A 12,525-nucleotide genomic window follows, 5' to 3' on the forward strand; every position below is an offset into this window, starting at 1 on the left:
GGCGCTGGTGTTCACCGGCGACCTCGCCGACCTGGCCGAGCCGGCCGCCTACGCCCTGCTCCGCGAGATCGTCGAGCCCGTGGCCGAGTCGCTCGGGGCCACCGTGGTCTGGGTGATGGGCAACCACGACGAACGGGCGGCGTACGCCCGGAGCCTCTTCGACGAGGACGGCGAGGGTCCCCAGGACCGGGTCCACGAGGTGGACGGCCTGCGGATCGTCGCGCTCGACACGAGCGTGCCCGGCTACCACCACGGTGACCTGACCGACGAGCAGCTGGCCTGGCTGACCGACGTGCTGGCCACACCGGCGCCCCACGGCACGCTGCTGGCGATGCACCACCCGCCGATCCCGGTCCCCATGATGCCGGCCGCCGAGATCATCGAGCTGGCCGACCAGCAGCGGCTGGCCGACGCCATCACCGGCACCGACGTGCGCGGCATCCTCGGCGGCCACTTCCACTTCTCGACGTACTCGACCTTCGCCGGCGTCCCGGTCTCGGTCGCGTCGGCCACCTGCTACACGGCGGACCCCGCCCCGCTCGCCAGGTTCGTGTCGGGCGTCGACGCCCACCAGGCGGTGACGATGCTGCACCTGTACGCCGACCGGGTCGTCCACACGATCGTGCCCCTGGCCGTGTCACCAGAGCTCAGCGGATACCCCGCGGACGTGCGTGAGCAGGTCGAGTCCCTCAGCGCGCACGAGCGGCGCGAGCTGCTCTCCCGCAAGGACTCGCCGTTCTACGGGGCGGACTCGACCGCTGGCTGACGCGACCGGGCCGGGGTGGGGACGCGCGCCCCTCACCCCGGCCGCGGCCTTCGGTCAGCAGGGTTCGACTGCGTCGACCGTGAATCCCTGGTCGGTGACCGCCTGGTCGGTGACCAGCTGGACGGACCCCACGCTGGTCGGGATGCACGGCGAGGTCACCCCACCCGGCAGCGGATGGGTGCCGTCGTAGGTCGCGAGCACGTTGCCGTTCGCATCCTTGACGTACACGTAGTCGTAGCCGGCCTCGGTCTCCAGCAGGCTGAAGTGGAAGGCGAATCCCGCCGACCCGTTGTCGTAGGTCCAGGTGCAGTCGCCGTTGTTGCCGTAGGGGTGCGGCGACTCGAACGGGATCTGCGCGTTGGGGTCGCTCGTGCACGGCGGCGGCGGCGGAATGGCCGGGGTGCAGCCGCTCTTCACGCCCACGGCGGCCCAGGCGCTGTTGATCGCCTTGCGGCTCTTGCCCGCCACCGCCATGGTGGCGCTGCGCGCGTCACAGAAGTTGGCGTACTCGGTCAGGCTGGTGAAGCCCTGGTAGAACACCGCGGCCGCCCGGTCGAGGCCGAGGGCCGGGACCCGGACGCCGCAGTCGGCCGTGTGCGTGTGGCCGCCCGAGCCGGTGGCGTCACAGCCGGCGTTGGTTCCGCCGTTGACCGCGAGGTAGAAGGCGTGGTTGGGGATACCGCTGTTGGTGTGGACGCCGCCCCCGTCGCTGGTGCCGGTGTACTTCTCGGAGTAGTGGTCCGGGTCGCCGTCGTCCTTCGGGTCACCCATGTTGCGGAAGCCCGGGTTGGTGCCGCCGTACGGCGGACCGGCGGCGATCACGTCCTCGCCGATCAGCCAGTCAGGGCTGGCCGCCGGGTCGAGGCCGTTGCGCTCGGCGTAGAACTCCGCGGTGTTGCCCATCATGTCGCTGAAGGACTCGTTGAGGGCGCCCGACTCGTTCTCGTAGATCAGGTTGGAGGTGAACTCGGTGACGCCGTGGGTCAGCTCGTGGCTCACCACGTCGAGCCCGCCGGACAGCGGCTTGCAGGCGGCGCCGTCGCCGTCGCCGTAGGTCATCTGCTCGCCGTTCCAGAAGGCGTTGCAGTAGCCCACGTCGTAGTGGACCGTCGAGATGATGGTCATGCCGGCGTCGTCGATGCTGTTGCGGCTGAAGGTGTCGCCGTAGAAGTCGTCGACCACGTTGCCGTAGTAGTGCGCGTCGACACCCGCGGACTGGCTGGGGCTGAGCGTCGCCGGCTGGGTCTGGTCCCAGACGTCGTCGGGATCGGTCATCATCTCGCCGGGATGCGTCGTGGTGTTCTGCGCGTCGTAGGTCTCCTGGCGACCGTCGGCGGAGATCAGCTGGTAGCTCCCGCCCGCCTGGGTCGTGTCGATCGTCTTCCGGTCGCCCTTGACGCCGATGCCCTCACCGTGCGCCACGGCGTCGTAGGTGTTGTCGATCCGGCCGGTGGTGGCATCCACCCACTGGACCCAGCGGTGGTCGAACCGCTGCGTCTCGACCTCGTAGAAGAGGCGGCCGTCGCGCGGGTCGAGCTTGAGGGCGGCGGAGCGGTCGCCCCGGGCGCCCAGGGTGCGGACCGCGGTCGCCTTCGCGTCGGCCCGGTCCAGTCGCACCGCGTTGGCCGGCTCGAGGGCCGCGAAGTGCGCCCCGATCACCGCGGTGCTCTCGCCCGAGGCGTCGCGGAAGACCGTCACCTGGCCACCGAGGACCTCGGCCGCGCCGACCACCTGCTGGTAGCGCGTCTGGGTGGTGCCGTCGGCGTAGGAGGCGCGCCACACGGTCTCGAGGTCGTCGGGCAGCCGGTACGAGGCAGCAGCCGCGCCCTGCAGGGCCAGGGGGCCGTCGGCGCTGGCCGCGGCCGGCTCCGCCTTCTGCGGGCCGGCGGAAGGCGCGGCCTCGGTGCTGGCTCCGGGGAGCAGGACGGTGGCCAGGGCGGCGACGGCCGCGAGGCTCAGGGCTTTGCGATGCACGAAGGATCTCCTCGTTCGCGAGACAGGCGCTCGGGACTTGGGTGCACCCGGGGCCGGGACCTCGGGACCGTACCCGCCCCGACCAGTGGTCTAACGTGGCGGAGGTCACATCCATGCGTTTGCGACCGAAGGCCCCGGCTCAGACCCCTTCGCGGTCCACGAATCCGGGGTGCACGAACGGCTCCCCGCGCTTCATCTGCTCGACCGCGCCGGGGTGGAGGCGGTGCAGGTGGTCGATCGCCCGGCGCCGGTAGCGCAGCACCTGCACGGTCCCGAGCCCCCAGAAGAGGTACTGCACCGCCATGGCCACCCGGAAGTCGTCGAGGCCGTACGCCGCTACGCCGGACGGCTCGCGCCACTCCAGCACCACCCCGACCAGGGCCATGGTCAGCAGCGACGCGGAGAAGCCTCCGACGTTGACGATGCCGTTGGCGCGGCCCGACTCGGTCAGCGGGGTGAACGACCGGGCCAGGTCGAAGCCGACCATCGAGGCCGGCCCCCCGGACGCCGTCGTGCAGACCAGGACCACCAGAAGCCAGAGGGGCGCGGGCTCGTCGCGGGCCAGCACGAGCGTCCAGGTCGTCGCCATCGAGGCCACCACCCCCAGCACGATCCAGGACCGGTAGAAGGGGAAGCGTCCGACCAGCCAGCTCAGGGCCAGCCCGGCGACCACGACCCAGCCGACCATCACCATCAGCAGGGTGCTCGCCGCCGACTGGGACAGTCCCTCCGCGCGGACGAGGAAGGGGAACCCCCACAGCATCGTGAACACGGTCATCGAGAACTGCGACACGAAGTGCGACCACATCCCCAGCCGGGTGCCCGGGTTGCCCCACACCAGCCGCAGGCTTCGGGCGAGCGCCCGAAGGCGGATGGGCGTGACCTTGCCGTCCGGGTACGGCGAGTCCGCCACCACCAGGGCCACCGCCACCATCAGCAGGACGCCCACGGTCGAGGTGGCCGCGAACGACTTCGTCCAGCCGTAGTGCTGCAGCGCCCACGACAGCGGCGCGGCAGCCACGATGGCGCCGAGCTGGCCGACCTGCCCGGTCATCTGGGTCGCGAACGGCGCCTGCCTGGGACGGAACCATGCCGCCACCAGCCGGATGACGGAGACGAAGACCATCGCGTCCCCTGCCCCCACCAGCGCTCGCGCCGCGACGCCCAGGGGGAAGGTGGTGGCGAACGCGAAGGCCAGCTGTCCGGCGGACATCAGGACCAGCCCGGTCAGCAGCATCGCCCGGGACCCGAACCGGTCGAGCAGCACGCCGACGGGAATCTGCATGCCGGCGTACACGACGAGCTGGAGGACGGTGAAGAGCGCCAGCGCCGTGGCCTCGATCTCGAACCGCTCGGCAGCGAGAAGTCCGGCCACGCCGAGGGAGCTGCGGTGGAAGACGGCCAGCAGGTAGACCGACAGGCCCACGCCCCACACGGCCCAGGCGCGCCCGCTGCCGACGCGGGCCCCGAGCGCCTCCGTCACCGCAGCGCTGCGCGATCGGGGCAAGCTGCCTGCTTCCGCCGTGGCACGGTCCGACCTGGATGACTGCGGGGAGCCTCGAGGGACGGATCCTCGGCCCCACCCCGGGTTCTCCTCATCCCTGCGCCTTCGCCATTCTGTTGTTGCTGGGACCAGCAGGTCGAACCCGCATGGACACCGGCTTTCCGGACTCGACGAGGGTAGCCGCGGTCGGTCGCCGTCAGCGCCGCGCCCGCGGGTCCGCGCCGATGGGCGCCGATGGCGGCGCGTACCTCGGGTTGCGGATCGACTCCCCGGGGCCCGTCGCCAGGCCCGGCGGCAGCGGGACCCGGCACTCGGCGCCGTCGCAGGCCCGCACCAGATGCAGCTGCTGGCGCATCAGCTCGAGGACCTGGTCATACCCTTCGGCAGCCGACCCGTCGGGGCGCACCAGGTTGGCGTACTGCTGGGGATCGACGGCCATGTCGTAGAGCTCCTCCTCACCAGTGGCGATGCTGGTGTACAGGTACTGGTCGGTGCGGATCCCGATGACGTACCGGATATCCGCCTCGGCGGGGGCCTGCAGTGGCGCTCCGGACTCGTCGGTGTCGCGGACCACGCCGCGGGGACCGGTCTCCGTCAGGACGGGCCGGGTCCAGCCGCGGTCGCCGTCGCGGGCAACCTGCAGCATCGACTGGCCGTCCGCAACCAGCCCCGGCGTCACCCCGGCGAAGCTGGCGATCGTCGGGGCGAAGTCGATGGACAGGAACGGGTCGTAGCGGACCTGGTTCGAGGGGATCCCGGGACCGCGCATCAGCGTCGGGATCCGCAGAGCGGGGCTGTAGGGGAGGGTCTTGCCCTGTCGGATGCCCTGCTCCCCCATGAAGTAGCCGTTGTCAGAGGTGAAGATCACCAGGGTGTCGTTCAGCTCGCCGGTCCCCGCCAACGCCTTCATCACCTTCTTCACCTGCACGTCGACCACGCTGAGGGCCTCGGCCCGCTGGCGCGTCGCCTCGCGAAGCGCGGCCAGCTCGGCCCGGTTCGGCGAGGTGATCTTCCGCATGAACGACGGCTTGTCCTGGCCTCGGTCCGGGTCGTGCCAGTCGGCTCCGGGTGCCGCCCTGATGACGTCGTCGAACCGGCCGCGCACATCCGGCGGTACCGCCGGCGTCTTGATCTGGTTCCGCTCGCCGTCCGGGCCGGTCACCGGCGGCGGATCGTCGGGGTCATCAGGCTCGCCGTGATGCGGTGCGGTGAAGGACAGGTTGAAGAAGAAGGGCGCCCTCGACGCAGCGCGTCGCGTGACCACACGGGTAGCGAGCTGGCCGTAGACACGGGTCTGGTACTCCCCGGCGTAGCTGTCGAACCCGCGTCCGTCGTGGTTGAGGGTGGTGTCGTAGTACCGGTAGGTGCCACCGTTCTTGGGGTGGTCGGGAGTTGGGCCGCCGTCGATCGACGCTCGCCAGTCGTCCCAACCCGGAGGGACGTACTGGGCCGAGCCACCCCTGGTCTCGCCGGGCCTCGGCTGGACACCGTAGCCGTTGAGGTACTTGCCCAGGTACGCGGTGGCGTACCCGCGGTCGTCCAGCCAGGTGGCGATGGTGGAGCGGTCGTCGAGGGAGGTGAACCCCCACGGCGGCTCGTGCGACCAGACGCGGTGGTTGTGGACGTACTGCCCGAGCAACACCGACGCTCGCGCCGGACAGCACAGCGGGTACGGCGCCAGCGAGTTCTTGAACGTCACCCCGCGGCCACCGATGAGCGACCGGGTGCGAGGCATGTACCTCAGCTCGTCGACGCGCGCGTCGTCGACCATGATCATCAGCACGTTGGGCCGCTTCTGCGCGGGCACGCGTCCGCTGGCGGCGGTGTCCCGTCGGTACCCGGGGCTGGTGACCGTCACCTCGACCGAGAGGGCACCTGCCTCACCCAGACAGCTCCTCGGCGCGGAAAACCTGGTCACCCTGCGGGCTGCCGGCGAGCCGAGCCTCCGACCGGAGCACTTCCACCGGTCACCGTCGACGGTCCGGAACGAGGTGCGGGCCTGGCGCCGGTGAGGTGTGGTCGCGACGTACTCCGCGCGCGGGCCGCCCCTGGTGTCGAACGCGATCCGCACGTCGCCCGTCCACTGGTTGCCGAGGTGTCGGACCTCGACACCCACGCGGGGCCCGGTGTTGTCCACGACCAGCCGCAGGACGTCGTGTCGGCCGACCCCGTCGCGGGAGTCGCGGATGCTGGCCGCGTCGGCGGCCACCTGGGCCGCGACGAGCGAGACGGCAGTGGCCAGTACCAGAGCTGTCCAGTTGCGTGACATGAGCAGAATCCCCCAGATAGCAGCTCCGACTGGGCCGCGCCCAGGCGGCGACCACGTCACAGTACGGTGCGCTTGCCCGATAATCGAAACTCGTACCGGCAAGCCTGCGCGAGAATTCATCGGGTCGCAACCACACACCGGCGCTCCGCGCGCCGGACCCGATGGCCTCTGGCGACGCACGGCGGGGCGATCAGGCCCGGAACATGCGACGGCCCCGCACGGTGTGCGCGGGGCCGTCGTCGTGTGGCAGGTGAAGGATTCGAACCTTCGAAGGCAAAGCCGACGGATTTACAGTCCGCTCCCATTGGCCGCTCGGGCAACCTGCCGTGCTGGGGCAGCCGGTGTTGGCCGGCTGGCAGCAAGACGGAAGAATAGCGCAGCGCCATCGGCAGACGAAAAGCCCACGACCCCCAACCGGGGCCGGCCCACAGGAGGACACATGGCGGACTCGAGCTTCGACATCGTCAGCAAGATCGATCGCCAGGAGGTCGACAACGCACTCGGGCAGACCGCCCGCGAGATCGCCACCCGGTTCGACTTCAAGGGCACCGGAGCCACCATCGAGTGGAAGGGCGACGAGGCGATCGAGATCACCGCCTCGGCCGACGATCGCGCCAGTGCCGTGCTCGACGTCTTCAAGGGCAAGCTCGTCAAGCGCAACCAGAGCCTCAAGATCCTCGACGCCTCCGAGCCCCGGCCGTCGGGCCAGCAGAGCAAGATCGGGATCACCCTCAAGGAGGGCATCACCTCCGAGGACGCCAAGAAGATCTCCAAGCTGATCCGCGACGAGGGCCCCAAGGGAGTCAAGGCCCAGATCCAGGGCGACGAGCTGAGGGTGTCGTCGAAGAAGCGCGACGACCTGCAGGCCGTCATCGCCCTGGTCAAGCAGCAGGACTACGACTTCGCGGTGCAGTTCACCAACTACCGCTGAGATCGGCGGTCAGGACGGGCAGCGGCGCTGCACCTCACCGTCCAGCCACTCGGCCAGGGCTCCAGGGTCCGCGTCGACCGTGGCCGGGACGGAGAACCCGGCGCCGGTGAGAGCGGCCATCCCCACGTCGGACACGCGCAGCACCCACAGCCTCGACCTCTGGTAATCGTCGAAGAACTCCGGGACCACCCGGATCACCAGGTTCTCCTGGGTCTTCGTGTTCGCGTGCACGCGAACGCCGACCACCTCGTCCCACGGGACGTGAACCGGCTTCCAGCGGGCGATCCGGATGCCCGACGCGTCGATCCGAAGGGGTGGTCCCGTGGCCGTCACGACCTCGAGGTGCGGCATCAGCGCGAAGCAGAACACCATGGCGAACACGACGACGCCCAGGACCTGGCCGAAGGTGTCGAACACACCGAGCCCCATCACACCACTGCACACCAGGACCGCTGTGACCGTGAAGAGGGTCGTGGCCACCTTCCGCCTGCGGAGAGGGATCTCGACGAAACCCTGCCGAGCCAGGGCACTGGACCACTCCTCCGCTGCGCTCACGGCAGGGATCCTAGGCCGCGCCCGTCTGCTCCGAGTGCGACGCCCGCAGCGGCACCCCGGTTGACTTCAAGTCAACTTGAAGTTGCAGGCTCCCTGCATGACGAATCATGGAGAGACGACCAGGGTCGCTGTCGTCACCGGGGCCTCGCAGGGCCTCGGGGCAGCGCTGGCCCGCGAGCTGGACCGGGACGGGTGGGCGCTGGTCCTCGACGCCCGGGACGGCGACCGACTGGAGCGGTCGGCGAAGGGCCTGGCCGACGCGCACCTCGTGCCCGGCGACGTGGGAGACGCCGATCACCGGGCGGCGCTGGTCGCCCGAGCCGCCGAGCTGGGAGGCGCCCGCCTGCTGGTCAACAACGCCAGCACCCTCGGCGCCAGCCCCCAACCCACCGTCGCCGACCTCACCCCCGAGGTCCTCGAGTACGCGTGGCACACCAACCTGCACGCCCCGGTGCAGCTGATCCGCGCGCTGCTTCCGCAGCTCCGGGCCGCCGGCGGCACGATCCTCAACATCAGCTCCGACGCGGCCGTGGAGGGCTACCCGGGCTGGGGCGCCTACGCCGCCTCGAAGGCAGCGCTCGACCAGATGAGCCGGGTCCTCGGGGCCGAGGAGCCGAGGTTGCGCGTGTACGCCGTCGATCCGGGCGACATGCGGACGCAGATGCACCAGGATGCGTTCCCCGGCGAGGACATCTCCGACCGACCGCCGCCCGAGGCCGTCGTACCCCACCTGGTCGCGCTGCTCGCGAGCGACCTGCCCAGCGGACGCTACCGCGCCGCCGACATCGCGGTGCCGGCCGGAGCCGGACGATGACCGGGTCGACGGCGTTCGAGCCGGCCCCCGACCCCGCCGCCGGCGCCGAAGCCACCGCCACCCCCGAGTCCCGCGGCATCGCCCGCGACGGGGTGCAGATGCTGGTAGCACGCCCCGGGCAGCTCACCCATCGACGGGTCAGCGACCTGCCCGACGAGCTGCGTCCCGGCGACCTGCTGGTGGTCAACACCTCTGCCACGCTTCCCGCCGCCGTCGATCTCGGCCGGGAGCGCGCCGGTCAGGCGGTGCACGTGTCCACCCAGCTCGACGACGGGGCCTGGGTGGTGGAGGTGCGCCGTGCCGACGGCCACGGGCCCGCCGGAGTCAGCGAAGGCGACGTGCTGCGTCTGCCCGGTGGCGTCCGCCTCCGGGTGACCGGCCCGCATCCACCCGGGCAGCACCGGCTGTGGCGGGCGGTGCCCTCACCCTGGCGCGACGTCGCCGTCTACCTGGCCGACCACGGCCGCCCGATCGGCTACCGGTACCTGGACTCCCCCGTGCCCCTGGCCGACCTGCAGAACGTGTACGCCGACCGGGCGGGCAGCGCCGAGATGCCCAGCGCCGGACGTCCGCTGACCGAGCGGGTGCTGGTGCGCCTGGTCAGTCGTGGCGTGGTCGTCGCTCCGCTGGTGCTCGACACCGGAGTCTCCAGCCAGGAGGCGCACGAACCGCCCCAGCCCGAGGGGTTCACCGTGCCCGACGTCACCGCCCGACTGGTCAACGAGGCCCACCGGGTGGGGCGCCGGGTGGTGGCGGTCGGGACGACGGTCGTGCGGGCCCTCGAGACCGTGGCCGACCGGCGCGGGCGCGTCCACGCCGCCGCCGGCTGGACCAGCCTGGTCCTCGGCCCGGACCGGCCGGCCCGCACGGTGGAAGGTCTCCTCACCGGCCTGCACGACCCTCACGCCAGCCACCTGGACCTGGTCGCGGCCGTGGCCGGCCCCACCCTGGTGCGCGACGCCTACGGGGCCGCCACCGGAGCGCCGACGCCGTACCTGTGGCACGAGCTCGGCGACACCATGCTGTTCCTGCCCTGAGGCGGGGAGCTACCAGCTCGAACCGGGACGGTAGGTCCCGACGCTCCACTCGTGACCCTCGGGGTCCAGCACCCTGGCCCGCCGGGTGCCCCACTCCGTGTCCTCGGGCGCGAAGACCTCCTGGGCACCGGCGGCGACGGCCCGGGTGAACCACGTGTCCACGTCGTCGCCGTCCGGCAGCCAGAGATAGAGGCCACCGCCGACGCTCACGCCCTTGCGGGCGGGGACGTCGTAGTCCTGGTCCGCGGTGGCCACCATCAGCACGACGTCTCCGAGGCGCACCTCCGCGTGCGCCACCGCGCCACCGTCTGCATCCTGTCGGGCGACCACCTCGAAGCCCAGCTGCTCGAGCCACTCGAGAGCTCGGGGCGCGTCGCGGTAGCTGAGGTAGGCGTGCAGTGCCGGCCGGTCCGTCATGGACCGAGCATGGCCCGCCGTCTCCGCGACCACAACGGTCGAGGCGTCAGCCGGCGGCCATGGCCGGTACGACGGCCGCCCCGACGGCCGGGGTGAGCCACACGCGGACGTCCTCCTCCAGCCCGATGGCCTGGGCGTGGGTTCGGGTCAGGACGACCGTCACCTCGTCCCCGTCCTCGGTCATCACGGTGGCCCGCACCTCGAAGCCGACCCGGAGCACCCTGAGGACGTAGCCGGGCGTCGCGCCGGCCAGCCCCGGGACCGCCGAGATCTCGATGTCGTGCGGGCGGATGTTGATCCCGTTCAGCCGGGTGACCTCGCCCAGGAAGCCCATCACGAAGTCGCTGGCGGGCTCGTCGTACAGCTGCTCCGGGCTGCCGATCTGCTCGACCCGGCCGTCGTTGATCACCACGATCTCGTCGGCGACCTCGAGGGCCTCCTCCTGGTCGTGGGTGACGAACACCGTCGTGACCGGCACCTCGTCGTGGAGCCGGCGCAACCAGTCACGCAGCTCCTTGCGGACCTTGGCGTCGAGCGCGCCGAACGGCTCGTCGAGCAGGAGCACGGCGGGCTCGACCGCCAGGGCGCGCGCCAGCGCCATCCGCTGCCGCTGGCCACCGGAGAGCTGCGAGGGCATGCGGTGGGCGAACTGCGACAGGTGCACCAGCTTGAGCAGCTCGTCGACCCGCTCGGCCACCTCGGCCTTGGACTTCTTGCGGATCTCCAGGCCGAAGGCGACGTTCTTGGCGACCGTCATGTGCTTGAACACGGCGTAGTGCTGGAAGACGAACCCGACGTTGCGCTTGCGGGGCGGCAGCTTCGTGGCGTCGACCCCCTCGATCCCCACGGTGCCCGAGTCTGCGGACTCGAGCCCGGCGATGATCCGGAGCAGGGTCGACTTGCCGCCTCCGGACGGGCCGAGGAGGGCCGTGAGCTGCCCGGTGGGGATGGTGACGCTCACGTCGTCGAGGGCCACGAAGTCGCCGAACGTCTTGGTGACGTTCGAGATCTGGATGCTCATGCGTGCTCCTTGGGTCGCAGGAGGGAGACGACCACGATGCAGAGCACGCTCGCGGCCGCCAGGAGGAAGGAGGTCGCGTAGGCGGCCTCCTGGTCGAAGTTCTGGTACTTCTGCTCGACGATGAGGGTCGCCGTCTGGGTCTCGCCGGTGAAGTTGCCGGAGACGATCTTGACGGCGCCGAACTCCCCGAGGGAGCGGGCGAGCGAGAGGACGACGCCGTAGACGACGGCCCACTTGATGCTGGGAAGCGTGATCCTCAGGAACGTCTGGCGCGCGTTGGCCCCGAGGCTGCGAGCGGCCTGCTCCTGGTCGTCGCCGACCTCGGTCAGCACCGGCACGACCTCCCGGATGACCAGGGGAAGCGCCACGAAGCAGGTGGCCATGATCATGCCCGGCGTGCTGAAGATGACCTGGTAGCCGAGCGACTCCAGCGTCGGGCCGAACCAGCCCGTGCGTCCGTTGTAGACGAGCAGCAGGGCGAGGCCCACGACCACCGGCGAGACCGACAGGGGTACGTCGATCAGCGCCGAGAGGACCCGCTTGCCGGGGAACTCGTAGCGGACCAGCAGCATCGAGATGGTCACGCCGAAGGCGAGGTTGATGACCACGGCCCAGAACGCCACCTCGGCCGTCAGGAGCAGGGCTGCCTGGACAGCCGGGTCCGCGAGGGTGTCGGTGAGCGTCGTCAGGCCGTCGGCGAACGTCTCCACGACGATGAACGAGACCGGCCAGGCGACGAGGAAGAACACGTATCCGACCGCCACGAGCCGCAGCAGCCACTTGATCGGGGTCGCGACATCAACCACGACGAGCCACCCTTCTCTGGACCAGGTCCAGGACGACGATCACGACGAGCGCGATCGCGAGCATGAGCGAGGCCACCGAGGCGGCCGCAGCGGCGTTGCCGCCCTCGATGAACGAGACGACGCGGACCGACACCACCTCCGTGCGGAACGGCAGGTTCCCGCTCAGCAGCACCAGCGAGCCGTACTCGGAGATAGCGCGGGCGAACGACAGGGCGGCACCGGCCGCGATCGCGGGGAACAGGCTCGGGAGGATGATCCGGCGGAACACCGTCAACCGGCTCGCCCCGAGCGAGGCCGCCGCCTCCTCCACGTCGTGCTCGAGCTCCTCGAGCACCGGCTGCACCGTGCGCACGATGAACGGGAGGGTGACGAACGCCAGCGCCAGGAAGACCGCCTTCTCGGTGTTGGCCCAGTCGACCCCGAGCGGGCTG

12 protein-coding genes and 1 tRNA gene are annotated in these 12,525 nt (G+C 71.0%); 4 read left to right on the top strand and 9 right to left on the bottom strand.

Annotated elements, in window-relative coordinates:
* Positions 1–766 (top strand): metallophosphoesterase family protein (locus VFN12_RS12395; protein WP_325119007.1); only part of this gene is annotated, 766 nt, incomplete at its 5' end.
* Between the two features lie 54 nt (positions 767–820).
* Here the strand turns inward: VFN12_RS12395 and VFN12_RS12400 are convergent.
* The 4 genes from VFN12_RS12400 to VFN12_RS12415 all read right to left on the bottom strand — a co-directional run bounded on the left by VFN12_RS12400 (position 821) and on the right by VFN12_RS12415 (position 6,839).
* Positions 821–2,740 carry a M4 family metallopeptidase gene (locus VFN12_RS12400; protein ID WP_325119008.1) on the bottom strand — a complete coding sequence of 640 codons (1,920 nt, stop codon included), beginning with the start codon at positions 2,738–2,740 and terminating at the stop codon, positions 821–823.
* Between the two features lie 139 nt (positions 2,741–2,879).
* Positions 2,880–4,247, bottom strand: a complete 1,368-nt coding sequence (locus VFN12_RS12405) for an MFS transporter (protein ID WP_325119009.1) — start codon at positions 4,245–4,247, stop codon at positions 2,880–2,882.
* 193 nt (positions 4,248–4,440) lie between these two features.
* Complete coding sequence (locus VFN12_RS12410; protein WP_325119011.1) at positions 4,441–6,513, bottom strand: sulfatase; 2,073 nt, start codon at positions 6,511–6,513, stop codon at positions 4,441–4,443.
* Between the two features lie 244 nt (positions 6,514–6,757).
* A tRNA-Tyr gene (locus VFN12_RS12415) sits at positions 6,758–6,839 on the bottom strand.
* 113 nt (positions 6,840–6,952) lie between these two features.
* Here VFN12_RS12415 and VFN12_RS12420 point away from each other — a divergent pair.
* Positions 6,953–7,444 (top strand): YajQ family cyclic di-GMP-binding protein, encoded by a 492-nt coding sequence (locus VFN12_RS12420; RefSeq protein WP_325119012.1) that lies wholly within the window; start codon positions 6,953–6,955, stop codon positions 7,442–7,444.
* A gap of 9 nt (positions 7,445–7,453) precedes the next feature.
* On the opposite strand, the gene VFN12_RS12425 is transcribed toward VFN12_RS12420, so the two are convergent.
* A complete protein-coding gene (locus VFN12_RS12425; RefSeq protein WP_325119013.1) occupies positions 7,454–7,999 on the bottom strand; it encodes a hypothetical protein in 546 nt (181 codons plus the stop codon).
* Positions 8,000–8,096: 97 nt separating this feature from the next.
* Here VFN12_RS12425 and VFN12_RS12430 point away from each other — a divergent pair, with 97 nt between their 5' ends.
* Both VFN12_RS12430 and VFN12_RS12435 read left to right on the top strand, forming a co-directional pair.
* Positions 8,097–8,813 (top strand): SDR family oxidoreductase, encoded by a 717-nt coding sequence (locus VFN12_RS12430; RefSeq protein ID WP_325119014.1) that lies wholly within the window; start codon positions 8,097–8,099, stop codon positions 8,811–8,813.
* Positions 8,810–9,850: an S-adenosylmethionine:tRNA ribosyltransferase-isomerase gene (locus VFN12_RS12435; protein WP_325119015.1), complete on the top strand. Its 1,041-nt coding sequence runs from the start codon at positions 8,810–8,812 to the stop codon at positions 9,848–9,850. The genes VFN12_RS12430 and VFN12_RS12435 overlap by 4 nt, the downstream gene beginning before the upstream one ends.
* Positions 9,851–9,859: 9 nt before the next feature.
* Here the strand turns inward: VFN12_RS12435 and VFN12_RS12440 are convergent, their stop codons facing one another.
* The 4 genes from VFN12_RS12440 to VFN12_RS12455 form a co-directional block, all read right to left on the bottom strand.
* Positions 9,860–10,267, bottom strand: a complete 408-nt coding sequence (locus VFN12_RS12440; protein ID WP_325119016.1) for a VOC family protein — start codon at positions 10,265–10,267, stop codon at positions 9,860–9,862.
* A 46-nt stretch (positions 10,268–10,313) separates the two neighbouring features.
* Positions 10,314–11,288 (bottom strand): sulfate ABC transporter ATP-binding protein, encoded by a 975-nt coding sequence (locus VFN12_RS12445; RefSeq protein WP_325119017.1) that lies wholly within the window; start codon positions 11,286–11,288, stop codon positions 10,314–10,316.
* A complete protein-coding gene (locus VFN12_RS12450; protein WP_325119018.1) occupies positions 11,285–12,094 on the bottom strand; it encodes a sulfate ABC transporter permease subunit in 810 nt (269 codons plus the stop codon). Before VFN12_RS12450 ends, VFN12_RS12445 begins: the two co-directional genes overlap by 4 nt.
* On the bottom strand, positions 12,087–12,525 hold a 439-nt coding region (locus tag VFN12_RS12455; protein ID WP_325119019.1), incomplete at its 5' end, for an ABC transporter permease subunit. The genes VFN12_RS12450 and VFN12_RS12455, both read right to left, overlap by 8 nt.

This window comes from Nocardioides sp. (genome assembly GCF_035703625.1).
Taxonomy (GTDB): Bacteria; Actinomycetota; Actinomycetes; order Propionibacteriales; family Nocardioidaceae; genus Nocardioides.

Excerpts from the sequence above, each read along its gene's own strand:
- VFN12_RS12410 (WP_325119011.1), bottom strand. The coding sequence starts at position 6,513 with ATGTCACGCAACTGGACAGCTCTGGTACTGGCCACTGCCGTCTCGCTC.
- VFN12_RS12420 (WP_325119012.1), top strand. The coding sequence starts at position 6,953 with ATGGCGGACTCGAGCTTCGACATCGTCAGCAAGATCGATCGCCAGGAG.
- VFN12_RS12430 (WP_325119014.1), top strand. The coding sequence starts at position 8,097 with ATGACGAATCATGGAGAGACGACCAGGGTCGCTGTCGTCACCGGGGCC.
- VFN12_RS12435 (WP_325119015.1), top strand. The coding sequence starts at position 8,810 with ATGACCGGGTCGACGGCGTTCGAGCCGGCCCCCGACCCCGCCGCCGGC.
- VFN12_RS12440 (WP_325119016.1), bottom strand. The coding sequence starts at position 10,267 with ATGACGGACCGGCCGGCACTGCACGCCTACCTCAGCTACCGCGACGCG.
- VFN12_RS12445 (WP_325119017.1), bottom strand. The coding sequence starts at position 11,288 with ATGAGCATCCAGATCTCGAACGTCACCAAGACGTTCGGCGACTTCGTG.